Origin of the sequence: Parvibaculum sp., from assembly GCF_049671045.1 — a bacterium.
Classification (GTDB): Bacteria; Pseudomonadota; Alphaproteobacteria; order Parvibaculales; family Parvibaculaceae; genus Parvibaculum.
Genome location: NZ_JBATUH010000043.1, coordinates 29,542 through 44,927 on the forward strand (window position 1 = coordinate 29,542; position 15,386 = coordinate 44,927).

General features: G+C 62.4%; 12 protein-coding genes. 3 read left to right on the top strand and 9 right to left on the bottom strand.

Annotated elements, in window-relative coordinates:
- The first annotated feature begins 72 nt into the window (after positions 1-72).
- From WBG82_RS05600 to WBG82_RS05610, 3 genes are all read left to right on the top strand, one after another.
- Positions 73-606 (top strand): cupin domain-containing protein, encoded by a 534-nt coding sequence (locus WBG82_RS05600; protein ID WP_424422404.1) that lies wholly within the window; start codon positions 73-75, stop codon positions 604-606.
- Between the two features lie 80 nt (positions 607-686).
- Complete coding sequence (locus WBG82_RS05605) at positions 687-1,412, top strand: TetR/AcrR family transcriptional regulator (RefSeq protein ID WP_424422407.1); 726 nt, start codon at positions 687-689, stop codon at positions 1,410-1,412.
- Positions 1,409-2,440 carry a fumarylacetoacetate hydrolase family protein gene (locus WBG82_RS05610; RefSeq protein ID WP_424422410.1) on the top strand — a complete coding sequence of 344 codons (1,032 nt, stop codon included), beginning with the start codon at positions 1,409-1,411 and terminating at the stop codon, positions 2,438-2,440. Before WBG82_RS05605 ends, WBG82_RS05610 begins: the two co-directional genes overlap by 4 nt.
- A 349-nt stretch (positions 2,441-2,789) precedes the next feature.
- Here the strand turns inward: WBG82_RS05610 and WBG82_RS05615 are convergent, their stop codons facing one another.
- From WBG82_RS05615 to WBG82_RS05655, 9 genes are all read right to left on the bottom strand, one after another.
- Positions 2,790-4,457 (bottom strand): AMP-binding protein, encoded by a 1,668-nt coding sequence (locus tag WBG82_RS05615; protein ID WP_424422412.1) that lies wholly within the window; start codon positions 4,455-4,457, stop codon positions 2,790-2,792.
- A gap of 4 nt (positions 4,458-4,461) precedes the next feature.
- Entirely contained in the window at positions 4,462-5,319 is an 858-nt protein-coding gene (locus tag WBG82_RS05620; protein ID WP_424422414.1) for an SMP-30/gluconolactonase/LRE family protein, read from the bottom strand.
- 78 nt (positions 5,320-5,397) lie between these two features.
- Positions 5,398-5,793 carry a VOC family protein gene (locus WBG82_RS05625; RefSeq protein ID WP_424422417.1) on the bottom strand — a complete coding sequence of 132 codons (396 nt, stop codon included), beginning with the start codon at positions 5,791-5,793 and terminating at the stop codon, positions 5,398-5,400.
- A gap of 97 nt (positions 5,794-5,890) precedes the next feature.
- Positions 5,891-7,159, bottom strand: a complete 1,269-nt coding sequence (locus WBG82_RS05630) for a DUF1329 domain-containing protein (RefSeq protein ID WP_424422420.1) — start codon at positions 7,157-7,159, stop codon at positions 5,891-5,893.
- A 33-nt stretch (positions 7,160-7,192) separates the two neighbouring features.
- The gene (locus WBG82_RS05635; protein ID WP_424422423.1) at positions 7,193-8,740 is read right to left on the bottom strand and encodes a DUF1302 family protein; all 1,548 of its coding nucleotides are present in this window, start codon (positions 8,738-8,740) and stop codon (positions 7,193-7,195) included.
- Positions 8,741-8,815: 75 nt separating this feature from the next.
- Positions 8,816-11,176 (bottom strand): efflux RND transporter permease subunit, encoded by a 2,361-nt coding sequence (locus tag WBG82_RS05640; protein WP_424422425.1) that lies wholly within the window; start codon positions 11,174-11,176, stop codon positions 8,816-8,818.
- On the bottom strand, positions 11,169-12,191 hold the full coding sequence (locus WBG82_RS05645) for a WD40/YVTN/BNR-like repeat-containing protein (RefSeq protein WP_424422428.1): 1,023 nt from the start codon (positions 12,189-12,191) through the stop codon (positions 11,169-11,171). Before WBG82_RS05645 ends, WBG82_RS05640 begins: the two co-directional genes overlap by 8 nt.
- Before the next feature lie 161 nt (positions 12,192-12,352).
- On the bottom strand, positions 12,353-14,062 hold the full coding sequence (locus WBG82_RS05650; protein ID WP_424422431.1) for a flavin-containing monooxygenase: 1,710 nt from the start codon (positions 14,060-14,062) through the stop codon (positions 12,353-12,355).
- Between the two features lie 548 nt (positions 14,063-14,610).
- Positions 14,611-15,381, bottom strand: coding sequence for an SDR family NAD(P)-dependent oxidoreductase (locus WBG82_RS05655; RefSeq protein WP_424422434.1), 771 nt, complete (start codon positions 15,379-15,381; stop codon positions 14,611-14,613).
- Between the last annotated feature and the right edge of the window lie 5 nt (positions 15,382-15,386).

The window sequence follows — 15,386 nt, forward strand, 5'->3', positions numbered from 1 at the left end:
GCATGCTTTCAGGGAGATCGGGGAGAGATCGACGAGCCGGCAGCGCCGGCGCCACAAGGGAGGAACTGCGTCATGCCCATGACCGTCAATCGCATCGTCACCGGCCACAACGCAGAGGGGAAATCGACCATCCTCTTTTCCGACAACGGAACGAATGTGACGCATATTCCATCGTGGAAGGGCCTTTACGTGACCGAACTCTGGGTCACGAACGAGACGCCGGCCGACAATTCCGGCCATGAGGACCGCTCGCTCCGACCGATGAGGCACGATCCGGCGCCGCGCGGCACGATCTTTCGTCTGGTCGAGATTCCGCCCGAATCGCAGACGACCTTTGACGCTGTGGGAATCTTCGACGAGCTGGGCAGCGAGAACAAACCTACCTCCGAGGACAGCGCCCGCCACCCCTCCATGCACAAGACGAACTCCATCGACTATCTCGTCGTCATCAGCGGCGAGTGCATCATGGGCATGGATGAGGGCGAGATCGTCGTGCGTCAGGGCGACTGCATCGTCCAGCGGGGGACGAATCACGCCTGGATCAACAAGACGGACAAGCCCTGCCTTCTCGCAGTCATTCTGATCGACGCAGTCCCGGCGCCATGACAGGCGGCAAGAGCGGTTGTCTCCCGCCGTCCGGCTTGCTATCGGTGTCGAGGTTTCCGCTCGATGCCGGACGTGTCACGATGAAGAGCCGAATATCAGGACGCGGCGAGAAGACGGCGAAGGACGCCCTCCGGGGAACGCGGCGCGACGGGCGCGCGACGAGGCAGGCGATCCTCATGACGGCCGAACGGCTCTTCGCCGAGTCCGGGCTCGATGGCGTCTCGATCCGCGAGATCACCAGCGCCTCGGGTGTCGATCTCGCGCTGGTGAACTACCATTTCAAGTCGAAGGAAAATCTTTTCGCTGCGACGCTGTCGATGCGCATCGACGAGATGAACGGCAAGCGTCTCGCGCTTCTCGATCAGGTCGAAATCGCCGAATACAGCATGCGCACGCTGCGCGACATACTCGATGCGTTCACGAAACCCTATGTGGGCCTGACGCGCAAGGAACAGCGCGATCTGTCCAACTATCGCCGCCTCGTCGCGCTGGTCGCCAACTCCCAGCGCTGGCAAGCAGTGATTTTCGAGCAGCATTATGACCCGACGACGAAGCGCTTTATCGAGGCGCTGCACCAGACGCTGCCGAGTGCTGACCCGGCCAAGCTCTACTGGTCCATGAGCTTCTTTCTCGGCGCGATGGTGAACGCCTTTGCCGAGACGGGGCGCGTCGACAGGCTCTCCGGCGGCCTTTGCCATTCCGGACGGCTCGAGGACATCCGCCGCAACATCGTGGATTTCATGATCGGCGGCCTCCTGCAAAGCGCCGGCATTGGCGAAAGACAGATGAAAGGAGGCCGCGCATGAGGCTCGTCACCGTCGCGTCCCGGGAGGACGGACGCGAATGGATCGGCGTCATCCGCGAGGGAGCGGACGGCCGGATCGTCGATCTTGCGAGAGGCGCGGCCGCGACCGGCGCGCATGCGGCCGAAGGCTTCTTCACCTCCATGCTCGCCCTCATCGAGGCCGGCGAACCGGGCCTGGAGGCGGCACGCACACTTCTCGCACGCGCCGAGCGCGGAAATGCCGGGGGCTCAGGCGCGGACTGGGGCTCGGTCGATCCCGCAAGCGTCCGCCTGCGAACGCCGCTGCCCAACCCGCCGCAAGTCCGCGATTGCCTGATCTTCGAGGACCACCTGAAAAATTCCTTCACGGCACTGCGCAGGAAAGCCGCCGCCGCCGCGCCCGATCCCGAAGCGGCCTTGCGCGAATATGAGGCAAAGGGCCTCTACACCATCCCGCCGGTCTGGTACCAGATACCGATCTACTACAAATGCAACAGGAATTCGGTCATTGGCGGCGGGGAGGACATCGTCTGGCCGGCCTATTCGGACCTGCTCGACTTCGAGCTGGAGCTTGGATGCTTCATCGGGGCGCGTACGACGGACGTCGACGAGGAAGAAGCGGAACGGCGCATCTTCGGCTATTCGATCTTCAACGATATGAGCGCGCGCGACACGCAGAGCGTGGAAATGCAAGGCATGCTCGGGCCGACAAAGAGCAAGGACTTCGACACCGGCAACATCATCGGCCCCTGCATCGCAACCGCCGATTCGGTCGACATCAACAATCTCACCATGATTGCCCGGGTGAACGGCGAGGAATGGGCGCGCGGCAACTCCGGCAGCGCCTATTGGAGCTTCGGCAAAGTCATCTCCTACATGTCGAGATCCGAAACTCTGGTGCCGGGCGAGTTCATCGGCTCCGGCACGGTCGGCAGCGGCTGCGGTCTGGAGCTTGACCGCTTCCTTCAGCCGGGAGACGTGATCGAACTCGAGGTCGAAGGCATCGGCGTCTTGCGCAATCGCGTCACCCCCCCGCCAAAAACGCGCTGACGCGCTCTGCCCCCTCTACAACCACCAGCATAGGGCGCGCCTTGAATGCGCCCGGCATTTCGCCCTGCCCGCCCCTCCTGTCGGCGTCGCTAGGAGAAGCGCCTTGTCGTCCGTACAAAGAAAAATCCCCGCTAGTGAGGGGCACTAGCGGGGAAGTTGGGGAGGAACGCCTCAGCTAGGCGTATCTGCGCCGCCGGATGTTGGCAACGGCGCAGGCTATCGGGCTCCTTGCAAAGCCCGATCCTTTGAGACGCGCGGACACACTCTCCCTCAGTCCGCGACGTCCATGCTCACCACGGAGCAATCTGAAAATTCGCCGCCGGCTCGTTTGCGCCAGAGCGGCCGGCGCTCACGCGATTTCGTCCGGCCGGTCCTCTCCGCTCTTGCAGCGGGCGCGAAGCACATGCTTCAGAACCTTTCCGGACGCCGTGCGCGGCATTTCGGCGATGACGAAAAGGCGCTCAGGAATCTTCTGCCTTGCGAGCTTCGCTTCCTCCAGGAAGCGCGCCATCTCCTCAAAGCCGAACGAGGCGCCCGGACGCGGCACCACATAGGCAGCCGGCGTTTCGCCCATGCGCGGATGGGGCATGGCGACGACCGCCGCTTCTGCAACGGCGGGATGCTTGTGAAGAATGTCCTCGATCTCCTTGGCGCTGATGTTTTCGCCGCCGCGAATGATGAGATCCTTCTTGCGGCCGCTGATCGTGAGGTACCGGTCATGGCTGATGAAGCCGATATCGCCGGTGCGGAAATAGCCTTCCGCATCGAAAGCATCGAGCGTGTCCTGCCAGCGCGTATAGCCGAGCATGAGTTCGGGGCCGCGGGTCAGGATTTCGCCTTCCTCGCCGGGCGCGACCAGGCTTCCATCCTCCGGGTTCACGATGCGAACCTCGTGATTGACGATGCAGCCATCCGTCACGGCGCCAAGCTCGAGCGGATCGCCTTCCGCAACGCCGAGCGAAACGGTCGGCGCCTCGCTGCTGCCATAGACGCGGAACGCGAGGCAACTCGGCAGAACGCGGCCGGCGCGATGGATGATCTCCGGCGGAACGGGCGCGCCGCCGCAGGCGAAAAGCCGCAAGGTCGGTAGCGTCGCCTGGCGCCGCTCAAGCTCGGTCACGAGCTCGACCAGGAAGGGTGTGGCGCCGATGCTGAACGTCGCCCCGTGCCCGGCGATGAGGTCCACCGCGTCCGACGCATCCCAACGATCCATGAAGACGATCTTGATGCCGAGCGCGAAGCACAATTCAAGCGCGTAGATGTAGCCCGTGATATGGGTCACGGGCGAAGGCATGAGCACGACATCGCCGCGCTTCAGAGCCCAGAAGCTCGACACGGCGTCGACTTCGGCCTGGAGCGTGTTGTGGCTGTGAAGGACGCCCTTCGGATCGCCCGTTGTACCCGATGTGTAGAGAAGGAGCTTGATAGCGTTCGGATCGACGCCGCTCTCGTCGGTGTCGCTCTCGTTCGCCGTCCAGGCGGAAAAGGATTCGTATCCCTCCCTTTCCGCGCGCACCAGCACGACATCGCGCAGCTCCGGAAGGTCCGGCTTCAGGCGCTCCACCATTTCGAGATAGTCGATGCTGCGGAACCGCTCGGGAATGAAGAGCGCGCGCGTTCGCGAGTTCTTCAGAATGAAGCCGACCTCGGCGTCGCGGTAGATCGGAACGATGGGGTTCACGATGAAGCCGCCAAGGCTCGCCGCGACATTCAGGATCGCGGTTTCGTACCAGTTGGGGAGCTGGAAGCTCAGGACGTCGCCGGCCTTTAAGCCACGCTGGCGCAGCGTCGCGGCAAGCGCGTGCGCCTGCCTCAGCACATCGGCGTAAGTGAGCTTCTCCGCGCCATCCACCACCGCAATCTCGGTGCCCATGTCGCGCGCACGGGCAGTGGCGCTTTCCGCAAGCGTCACACCACGCCACTCGCCGCTTGCCGTGAAGCGCTCGATCATCTCAATGGTAAGCCGCGTCTTCCAGCCGCTCACATCCGCGACCGGGTCAGCCTTTTTTCCCGGCATCGGCTTACACCTCCGCCATATCGGCGGCCGGTACCTCGACACGCACGGCCTCGATCGCACCGGCGCGCTTGCGGCAATGAATGTCCTCAAGCTCGCCCGCGAAGGTGCAGCAGAAAAGCGTGCGGCCGTCGCTGCCGCCAAGCTGGCAGGCCACGGCGCGCTTGCCTTCGCACTTCACGACATGTGTCACCCTGCCACCCTCTAGGACGCGCACGAACTCGCCGGTATTGAAGCAGGATACCCAGATGCCGCCTTCCGCATCCGCGCAGATACCGTCAGGCGAGCGGTCGCCGAGATCGGCATAGACGCGGCGGCGCGAAAGCCTGCCATTCGCCGCCCGGTCGAAGGCCGTGAGGCGGTTCGACCAGGTTTCGGCGACGACGAGCGAGCGGCCGTTATTCTTGATGACCATTCCGTTCGGGAAATCGAGTCCGTCGGCCACGACGCGCACCGAACCGTCCGTGTCGACAAGCAGCAGATCGGCGAGCTTCTGCTCCGCGCCACCAAAGAGATCGTAGCCGAAATTTCCGACATAGATGCGGCCATTCGGATCGACGATCATGTCGTTTGCGTCGCCCCGCGCATGTTTCGAGAGGTCGGCATATTCCGCGAGGCCGGGCCCGACGATCTTCATCAGCTTGCGGTCGCTCATGGAGACGACGATCGGCGTACCGTCATTGAGGAAGCCGAGCCCGGAAGGCCGCCGGGAAACGTCGCAAACCAGTTCGCGGTTCCCGTTGGCGGCGATGCGATAGACGCGGAAGTCCCACATGTCGGACACCCAGAGGCGATCCTTGTGCCAGCGCGGTCCTTCCGGAAACACGAAACCGTCAGCCAGCATCTGCGCTTTAAGAAGCTTCATTCGATCACCTCACAAAATCTTCGTAGTTCCGTCCCTGGGCAGCCGATCGGCATCGGCGCTCCGGCCTCTGTGGTGCTGTCACCGGCGCTGAACGAGTTCCACAACATTGCCGTCCGGGTCCCGCAGCATCGCGATCACGACACCGGGTAGCAGTTCCTGTTTTTCCATTTCATAGGTTCCGCCCGACCTGTCGAAGCGCTCGCATGCCTCGTCGATATTCAGGATCGCAAAGGTCAGATAGCGAATGCCGAGCGCGGCCATGAGACCCTGTGGGACCGCCATCGGAACCGTCTTCGGATCGACGAGCTTGACGAAGCTCTCACCGAAGCGGAGCCGGTGCATCAGCCCGAAGGGCAGCGGAACTTCCTCGAGCTTTTCCAGTCCGAGCACGCCGCAATAGAAATCGAGACTCCTCTCGATGTCCCTCACGACGATGCCGATATCGACACATTGCTTTGCCGGCTTGAGCGCCATTCTTTCCTCCATTCCGGTTTCAGGCTTCGGGAGCCGGAGAAGTGTGATCGAGGCGGGAGCGCGGATGCGGACCCGCCTCGACCTTGAGTTTCGAGCGTTACTTCGCGGCGGCTTCGAGCTTGCCGAGGGTCACGTCGTTTTCCGTCACGCCGCGCCGGTTGGCCATGGCGTCGGCCTCCTGCAGATAGACGAAGCCTTCCTGCCGCTTGATGTCGAAGCAGAGGCCCTGCCTCGGCGTCATGGACAGGATGCCGTCGTCACCCTTGATCGGCGTCGTCATGACGAAGGAGATCTTCGCGAACTCGCCCGACTTGTCGTAGTGCTCGACGTTGTAGATGCGCGGGAACTTCGTATCCATGTAGAGGATGCGCTTGCTGTAGGGATGCTCACCCGGCATGCCGAGTTCGATCGCCCAGACTTCGCGCGGCTCCCATTCGACGTTTTTCGCCGGCATGGAGAAGGGCTTTTCCTGCGTGTTGACGGTCGGATACTTCTCCGCGTTGGTCGCGCCCGACGGGTTCACCAGCGTCAAGGGAAGATGCGCGACAGCGAGAACGTGCCGCTTGCCGATGAGCTTGGCCGTGGGATACCAGCTCGGGCGTCCGCTGAGGCCGTCATACTCGTCATTGAGCTGCACGCTGCCCGCCATGTTATCCATCCAGGAGCTGCCCGAAAGCTGGCGCGTGCGGCGGACCGACTTCACATAGGCCCAGTTGTCTTCCAGACGCTTGCTGTCATAGCGGACCGTGAAGATGCCAAGCCCCTTGATGTCGAAGGGCTCGACGGCGAAGAGAAGCTGCTTCTTCACGAGCGTGCCATCGCCGAGCACCGGCTCGCCGGTCTGGCGGCCCTTCATCTTCAGCGAGAAGGTCCACCAGCGCTGCGCGCGGTCGAGACCACGGTTCGAGTCGACGAACAGGAACGTATAGCTGCCGTCGAAGCTGTTGCCGTAGGTGTTCTGATAGTAATAGTTGTTGAGCGCCTTGAAGCCCGCCAGCGGATCGTTGACATCGATATCCGGGAAGGGCGTGCCCGCCTTGTAGCCGGTCACTTCCTTCGTTTCCGGGTCGATCTTCACCTCGCCGGCATATTTCTTCGTGTTCTCGATGTCCTCCTGCGGCACCGGAATCTCTTCCGAGGCGCGGAGCGGAATCTTGAGATTGTAGTTCTTGATCAGGACCTCAACCTTGTCGGTGATGAGATCCTTGATCTTGTGCCCCTCGAAGGTGTCTTCCTTCACCTGGTCGAAGTTGCTCGCGTCGATGACATCGCCGGGCTTGAGCTCGGCGGCGTTCGCCGCGGACATCGCGAAGACTGACGCAAGAGCAACGAGCGTCGAGCTTCGGAGAATGACTGACTTCTTCATAACGTTTCTCCTGGAGTTAAGCGTGCTCTCGGATCAGAACAGCCGCGTGATGCGCACAACGAACTGGTTGTGGCCTGCGAAGTAGCCGAAGAGGTGGGCGTCATCGGAATTGACAGGGAAGCCCGGCGTGGGGGTTGCCTTGCCGCGCGAGAAGAAGATGTCGGCCTCGGCCCGGAAGCGCCAATTGTCACCGGCGACCACTTCGACCGACGGAATGATGAAGCCGCCGGAATTCCACGGATCGATGCCCATGGCGAGCGTCGGATTGATCGTGTTGCTCGCGAAATTGGTCGCGAGGATCGCCGTGAGGACGGTTGAATGCTCCGCCTTCGGCGCCGTGAAGCCGGCGAGATCGACGATCTGGTCGGACTTCTTGTAGTCGAGGATCCACTTGTCGAAGACCTGGAACGACAGGAAGGAGTCGCCGCTGGTGCCGAGTGTCGACTTGAGGTCGATGGGCTTGTCGATGCGCAGCATCGACATGATCGTCTTCTTCTTGATCACGCCGCCAAAGCCGGCCGGGAAGGTGAAGCCCACATTGTAGGGAGCGTTCTTCGTGTAGACGATTTCGGTGCTGACGATCGAGTCGATGGCTTCGACCTGCGTGCTCGCGGTCACGCCGAGAAGATCGATCTCGGGGAAAATCCAGTCGCCGAACGGCCCCGACGGCGTCTTGCTATAGGGCGCGAAAGCCGAATTGACGATCGGGTCGGGATTGAAGGTCCGCATCGCGGCGATCGAGTAAGTGACGCCGCCGGCATCGCCCTTCCAGCGCACGCCGCCCGTTACATGGTCGGCATCACCTTCCGGGTGATTGTAGTCGTACTGCATCGTCTGCAGGCCGTTGAGGAAATCGAGGCCGCCGAAGCCCGACGGCGTCCAGCGTCCGCCATAGAGATCGTAGGTGTTGCCGATGTCGCGCTTGCGGTCGAGGCCGGGACGCACAATCACCTGTAGCGCGCCGTTCGCCGACGGCACCTGAATCATCGCGTTTGCCAGCACGAGCGGCTTTCTCAGCTGCTCGTTCTCGGGCTCGAGGAACGAACGCCAGCGATAGTCGTAGCCATGGATGAGGTCCATGGCGCGGAAGAAGTCTGTCTCGCCCCAGACGACCTGCTGCTTGCCGAGGCGCAGCTTGATGTTGTCGCTGACGTCGATATCCGCATAAAACTCGCGAAGATCGGTCTCGTCATACTGGTCCATGACCCGGCTGCCGGGGCCGCCAGGGAAGACGCCGTTCGTCTTCGATTCCAGATCGCGAATATAGGTCGTCTTGACCTCCTTGTTCGCGCGGACAATGGCCTTCCACGCGATCGGGCCGGTCTTGAAATCGGTGTCGAAGAGCGCCTCGCCGCGGAGCATCGAGAGGCTGCCGCGATCGTTCTGTGTCGTCTGCGAATCATCCTGCAGATTGATCGACGCCCAACCACGGAGCCAGCCATTCACCTGGATGTCGCTGATCGGATCTTTCAGGCTGAAGTCGCCGGCGGCCGCCGCGTTTGTCATCGTCAGGCCAAGCCCGACGGCAAAAGCCGCTCCAATCGCAACTGAACCGTATTTTGGTCGTACACTTCGTTTCACGGGTAAACCTCCCCCTTGTGAAGATTGGACTCGAACAGTTTCACCAACCTCGTCACTTGCCGGCCGGGCCGGCCGTCATGCGGCGCCGACGAGACCCGCCGTCATCTTGGCTGCACCCTGCCGGCGACCCACGACGAAGGCCGGCTTGAAGACGTAGACGAGTGCAGGCATCAGGATCAGAGCTGCGGCCGCCGAAATGGTCAGCCAGATCGCGATCAGCGCGGCCATTTCCGACTGGAGACGCAGCGAGGAGAACGACCACAGGCTGACGCTGACGACGAGCGTGAGCACGGTGGTGAGCACACCCATGCCCGCGCTATGCAGCGCATCCCGGATCGAACGATTGAGATCGCCGTCATGGTGCATCTCTTCGCGGATCGCATCGACGACGTAGAACGAGTAGTCGACGCCGAGACCGATGCCGAGAGCGACGACTGGCAGCGTGTTGATGTTCATGCCGATGCCGTAATAGGCCATGTAGCTGAACGTCAGCGTGTTCGAGAGCACGACCGGGATCATGAAGAATGTTCCCGCGGCCAGCGAACGGTAGGTGACCGCTGCCAGGAGGACGAGGATGAGGAGCGCGAAGGCGATCGCCTCGATCTGGCCAGCAAGGATCACGTCATTGACGGCAGCGAGCACACCGGCAAGACCACCGGCCAGCAGATACTCGCCCTGGGGCGGCGGATTGGCGGCCGTGAACTCCTGAATACGCGCAACGGTGCTGCGGATCGTGTCGCCCTGATGATCGCGCAGGAAGAGCGTGACCGAGGCATTGCGATAGTCCGGCGAGACATAGCGCTGCAAGTCGCCGGGATCGGAACCCGACACGAAGAGATAGCCGAGTTCGCCGTTGACGCCGGCATTGGGGCCGGGCTCCAGATAGCGCGGATTGCCTTCATGGAGCGTGCGGTTCACCGCGGGCAGCACGTCGACGATCGAAAGGCTGCCGCCTACCTCCGGCTGCGCTTCCATGTAGCGCTGCAACGCTTCCATGTTGGAAAGCATCGCCGGATCCTTGATCGTGTCGCCCTTGTCGCCGGAAAGCACGACGAACATGCGGTCGGCGCCCTGGAAGACAGAATTCAGCGCCCTCGCATCCACGTTATAGGTCGCGTCGGAATGGAGGATCGGCGAGCCCGGATTGGCGTCGCCCACTTTCAGGTTGAGGGCGTAGATGCCGGAGCTCATGAGGATTGCGAGCGAGGCAAGGATGACGGCGTGGCGCCACTGCGACGTTGCGAGATAGGAGCAGCCGCGCAGCAGGACATGCATCGGCCCCTTCAGATTGATCGGATGCGCAAACCGGATCGGACCCTTGATCCATGTCGTCGCGACACCGGGAAGAATGACCGCGCAGAAGGCGAGGCTCAGCACCCAGAAGCCGCCGATGAAGGCAATCTTCTGCAGAACCGGAATGGGCGTCATCGCGACCACGATCATGCAGCCCGCATCGGCGACGACGGCAAGCATGGCGGGCCTGAAGAGCTTTTTCAGGGCAGCGCGCGCGGCGCCCTCGGATGTCGGTTCGATTCCGGCCGTGAGCTTGTGATCGAATCGCTGGACGATCTGGATCGAATTCGAGATCGCGAGCGCGGTGATCAGAAAGGCGACCACGACCACGAGCGGATCGAGGTTGAAGCCGAGCGCTCCGGCAAAGCCGATCGCCCAGACCGCGCTCGTTCCCGCGGCAAGCAGCGGAATGATGGTGCCGTGCCAGGTGCGCGCGATCACGAAGAGCACCAGGAAGAGACAGACGATGGTGCCGAGGAAGAGGCGCTCCGTCTCGCCGAAATAATGGATCACCCAGCCATAGAGCATCGGCTCGCCGACCACGCGGATCTCGATATCCGGCGTCTTGTTCTCGTTGATGATGTGCGTGATGCTGTCGTAGAAGACGCGGTAATCGAGCAGGTGGTCGTAGAAGTCGACCGTGATGAGCGCCGCCTTGAAGTCACGCGACACATAGGCGCCATAGACGAGCGGGTTGTTCGTGATCGCGCGGCGAAGCTCGTAGAGATCCTCATCCGTCCTGGGAAGGTCCGGCCACATCAGCGGATTGGTGGCAATGCCTTCCGTCGTCGCGGTGATTTCCTTGAGCTTCTTCGAGGCGAGCGACGTTACCTGGAAGGGATCGGCGCCGGGAATGAGGGCGACCTCCTCCGTGATCTTCTTGATCTTCGCGAGCACCGGGAGGTTGAGGATATCGCCCTCTTTCACCTCGATCATGATGCTCACGATGTTCGAGCCGCCATAGGCCTGCTTGAACTGCTCGTTGACCTTCACGAAGGGATGATTGCGCGGCAGGAGATCGCCGAAGACCGTCTTGATCTCGACGCGGCTCGCGAAGGCGGCCATCACCGCCGTGACGATCAGCAATGCAACGACGACTGTCTTGCGCGATGCGCAGCACCAGTCCAATACCTTGTCAATCACGGGACTGCTCCGTTGTATCGTTGTTTTCGGACGGCATCTTCACGATGTTGACGCCACGGCCGACCAGCGCGTATTTGCCATCCGACCCGGCGCCCTGCGTGTGCCAGCCGGAATCGGTGAGGCGCGATCGATCGGTCCACTGCTTTCCGTCGGCCGAGCCGATCAGCAGCAGGCCCTTGTCGCCGGAAAGCACCCAGCGGCCGCCATCCCAGAAGGCATCAAAAATGTGCTGTTCGGAGAGTTTCGGGACGATGCTCCAGCTCTCGCCGCCATCATGGGTAACGAGAACGACACCTTCCGTTCCCGCCGCGACGCCGTTCTCCCTGTCGCGGAAATAGACGCTGTTGAGGCTCGACTTCACCGGGCTTTCGATTTCCACCCATGTCGCGCCCGCATCCGTCGTCATCTGGATATGGCCGAACTCGCCGACGACGATGGCCTTGTTCTCATCGACGAGCGCGACGTCGTTCCACGAGGCATCGACGGGCGTCGAGACGGCATGCCATGAGGCGCCGTAATCGCGGGAGGCTATGATGGTGCCGAATTCGCCGACCGCCATGGCCTGGCCGTTGGCAAGGATGCGGACGCGGACGAGCTTGTTCGTCTTGTCGACGCCTTCGGGAGCGGCGGAGGGTTCCCACGACTTGCCGCCATCGGAAGTGAGGAGGATGGTGAGATTGTTTCCGACGACGACGGCGCGCTCGCCGTCCCATGTCGCGATGCTCTGAAGGTGCGTCGTCGCGCCTGACGGCTGACGCTCCCAGTTCGCGCCCTCATCGCTGCTGCGGATGATCTTGCCATTGCTGCCGACCGCCCAGATCTGATCCCTGGCGGGCATCACCACGCCGAAAAAGAGATCACGCTGTTCGATCGAAGGCGGCTCGACGCCGACCGTGCGCACCGTCGGCTTGATGAAAAAGGCGCCGTACAAAAGGAGCGCGACGATGACCGCCGGCAGCGCGCCTCCGACGAAGGAGGCCAGACGCTTTGGCGCGGAGGTGGGCTGCCCACCCATTGATGGGGTGACTTTCTGATGCATCTTACTTTCCGGATTTGGGTTTTCGGAGTTGAGGAGCCCGGCCGGCGCCCCTTCAAGGATGCGCCGCCTGCCGGGGGTCCCCGTCAGCCGCCGCGATCGCGCTCAGGACGCGATCCCGGCCCGGCCGGTCCTCGCACCTACACTGCCTCGGCGATCCGCGTTTCGGCGCGGCGCTCCCCGTTGCGGCTCGCCCGTCCAGCGAGAACGAAATCCGCATATCCGCTGGCGGCGGCTTCGGCGCAGTAGCGCCGGTAATTGCCGATGCCGCCGAAATAGGACAGGCCGGTGCTGGATTTGCCCGGCACATTGGCGCCGACATACCAGCTCTCCGTCAGCGGAAACAACGTCGCGCCGACCGCTTCCGTGCACAGCTTGCCCCAGTTGTCCTCGGCTTCGGGCCTGGGCTCGAGCGCGGCGAAACCATATTTGTCGAGAAAGCGGATGGCGTTTCCGACCCAGTCGATCTGCTCCTCGCACAGCAGCATCGGCTGGAAGAGCGGTGCCGGGCTTCCCGCCGCCGCGATGATGTACATGTTCGGAAAGCTGGCGCTCATCAGGCCGAGATGCGTGCGCGCGCCGCCGTCCCAGTGATCCTTGAGCGTGACACCGCCGCGGCCGCGTATGTCCATGCGCGTGAGAGCACCCGTCAGCGCATCGAAACCGGTCGCGAGTATGATCGCGTCGAGTTCATATTCCTCATCGCCGACCCTGAGCCCCTTCGGCGTGAATTCCTCGATCGGCGTCTTCCTGACGTCGACAAGGCTCACATTGTCGCGATTGAAGGCTTCGTAATAGCCATTGTCCGCGATGAGGCGCTTCGTCAGGACCGGGATGGTCGGCATCAGCAGTTCTGCCGTTGCCCTGTCCTTCACGCGCGCCCTTATCTTCTCGCGCAGGAAGTCGGCGAGCGTGTCGTTCGCCTCGCGGTTCGAATAGATGTCCGGATAGGTGTTGTAGAAGGCAAGGCCGCCGTTCTGCCAGCGCTCCTCGAAATGGGCGCGGCGCTCCTCCTCGCTCACTTCCAGCGCCGATTGCATGACGAGCGGCACCTGCTCGTAGTTGAGCGCAATCCACCCGCCGAACGATTGGTAGCGCTCCTTGTAGCGCCACTCGCCGTAATTCGCCTTCACCTTCTGCTGGTATTCGGGCGGCATCGGATGGTTGCGGAGGGGTACGGCGAAGGCGGGCGTTCTCTGGAACACATAGAGATGCGCCGCCTGCTCGCCGATGATCGGCGTCATCTGCACGGATGAGGAGCCCGTGCCCACGATGCCGACGCGCTTTCCGGTGAGGTCCACACCTTCATGCGGCCATTCGCCGGTGTGGTAGATCTTGCCTTTGAAGCTCTCCATGCCCTTGAAAGCGGGCTTGTTCGGCGCCGAGAGAAATCCCGTCGTCATGACGCAGTGGCGTGCGATGATGCGCTCGCCATTGCTCGTGCTCAGCACCCAGTGGTTCGCTTCCTCGTCGAAGATGGCGGAATTGATCCGCGTGTTGAACTGCATGTCCTTGCGCAGGTCGAGACGGTCGGCCACGAAGTTGAAATATTTCAGAAGCTCGGCCTGCGAAGCGTAGCGTTCCGTCCACTCCCACTCCTGCTGGACCTCATCGGAAAAGGCGAGCGAATACTCCATGCTTTCGATGTCGACGCGCGCGCCCGGATAGCGGTTCCAGTACCAGGTTCCGCCGACGCCGCTACCGGCTTCGTAAAGCCGCGCGCTAAGACCCATGCGCGGAAAGTGATAGATGGCGCAGAGCCCGGCGCAACCGGCGCCGATGATAGCAACGTCGAGTTCGGTCGTTTTGCCGGCGGCCGACTGCCCGCCCCGATCGATATTCGAGCTCACCAGGTCCTCCTCCCGCGTTCCGCAAGCCCGGCAACCCTCCGCCCCGGGCTCACTGTGACGATCTTCACATCACGGCTTATTTTCGTCCGTACACGTTGCGATCGTTTCCATTCGGTAAAAAAGCTAAGCCTCATTTTTTTATGAGTCAATAGTCAGTGACTGACTATTCATTTTCTCACTGGTCGCTTTTTCGCTTTATTGGCGGGCTTTTTTGCGCGCTCTCACTCGCCGCACACACAGCCGCCATGTGCGGGCCTCGCCTCTCCACCGGGCCCGCATCCCCAACGCATGTTTCGTCATCCCTTCCTCTGCGTTAACCGCATGAAGCGTGCCAATTGGGGCCAATCGATCTTCGGAGCCGGCATTTCAACGGCTTAGCGCGCGATGCTGACAGGGGGCCGCGTCGCAATGTGTCCGCGGTTCGGACAGTCTGTCGGACACTATGTCGGACAGGCAATCGGACAGTCCGCCGACAGAGGAGACCGGGCGAGGCAAAGAAAAAGGCCGGCATCTCTGCCGGCCTTTCTTGTTCGTGCCTTGCGGGCGTATCAGTTGCCGCCGCCGTCGATGTTGAGTTTCTGTCCGTTGGCGTATGGATTCGCGTCCGAGACGAGATAGACGACCGCCGCGGCCACCTCTTCGGCCGAGCAGACGTGACCGAAGGGGTGTTTGTCGTCGAGCTCGTGGATGTCCATGTCCTTCTTGCCGGCGCGCGCGGCGGCGAGCCTGCGGCCCATGTCGGTATCGGTGAGGCTCGGCGCCACGATGTTGGTGCGGATGCCGTATTTGCGCTCCTCCTTGGCAAGCGTCAGCGCCAGCGCTTCCGCCGCCGCCTTGCCCATATTGTAGGGCCCGCCATTCGCTGACATGTAGAGCGTCGCCACCGACGAAATGATGATGATGTCGCCGCGCTTCTCCTTGCGCATATGCGGGAGCACGAGCTTCGAGACGAAATGCGGCGCCATGGCATGCACGCGCAGCACGCGCTCGAGCTCCTGCGGATCGGTATCCGCGACCGCCTGGCCGCGCGAGGCGATGCCCGCATTGTTGACGAGGATGCCGATCGAACCAAAATCCTTCAGCACATCGGCGACCATCTTCTGGTCTTCCTCGAAATTCTCGACGGAGGCCGCATAGGCTTTTGCCTTGCGTCCGAGCTTGCGGATCGCCTCGACGGTTTCGTTCGCGGCTTCCTCGTCGCGGCGGTAATTGACCGCAACATCGGCGCCTGCCTGCGCGAGCGCAATGGCGATGGCCCGGCCGATGCCGCGCGAAGCGCCCGTGACGAGCGCGACGCGCCCGCTCAGTGAGATTTCCATCAATC

Excerpts from the sequence above, each read along its gene's own strand:
- WBG82_RS05600 (WP_424422404.1), top strand. The coding sequence starts at position 73 with ATGCCCATGACCGTCAATCGCATCGTCACCGGCCACAACGCAGAGGGG.
- WBG82_RS05605 (WP_424422407.1), top strand. The coding sequence starts at position 687 with ATGAAGAGCCGAATATCAGGACGCGGCGAGAAGACGGCGAAGGACGCC.
- WBG82_RS05610 (WP_424422410.1), top strand. The coding sequence starts at position 1,409 with ATGAGGCTCGTCACCGTCGCGTCCCGGGAGGACGGACGCGAATGGATC.
- WBG82_RS05615 (WP_424422412.1), bottom strand. The coding sequence starts at position 4,457 with ATGCCGGGAAAAAAGGCTGACCCGGTCGCGGATGTGAGCGGCTGGAAG.
- WBG82_RS05620 (WP_424422414.1), bottom strand. The coding sequence starts at position 5,319 with ATGAAGCTTCTTAAAGCGCAGATGCTGGCTGACGGTTTCGTGTTTCCG.
- WBG82_RS05625 (WP_424422417.1), bottom strand. The coding sequence starts at position 5,793 with ATGGCGCTCAAGCCGGCAAAGCAATGTGTCGATATCGGCATCGTCGTG.
- WBG82_RS05630 (WP_424422420.1), bottom strand. The coding sequence starts at position 7,159 with ATGAAGAAGTCAGTCATTCTCCGAAGCTCGACGCTCGTTGCTCTTGCG.
- WBG82_RS05645 (WP_424422428.1), bottom strand. The coding sequence starts at position 12,191 with ATGGGTGGGCAGCCCACCTCCGCGCCAAAGCGTCTGGCCTCCTTCGTC.
- WBG82_RS05655 (WP_424422434.1), bottom strand. The coding sequence starts at position 15,381 with ATGGAAATCTCACTGAGCGGGCGCGTCGCGCTCGTCACGGGCGCTTCG.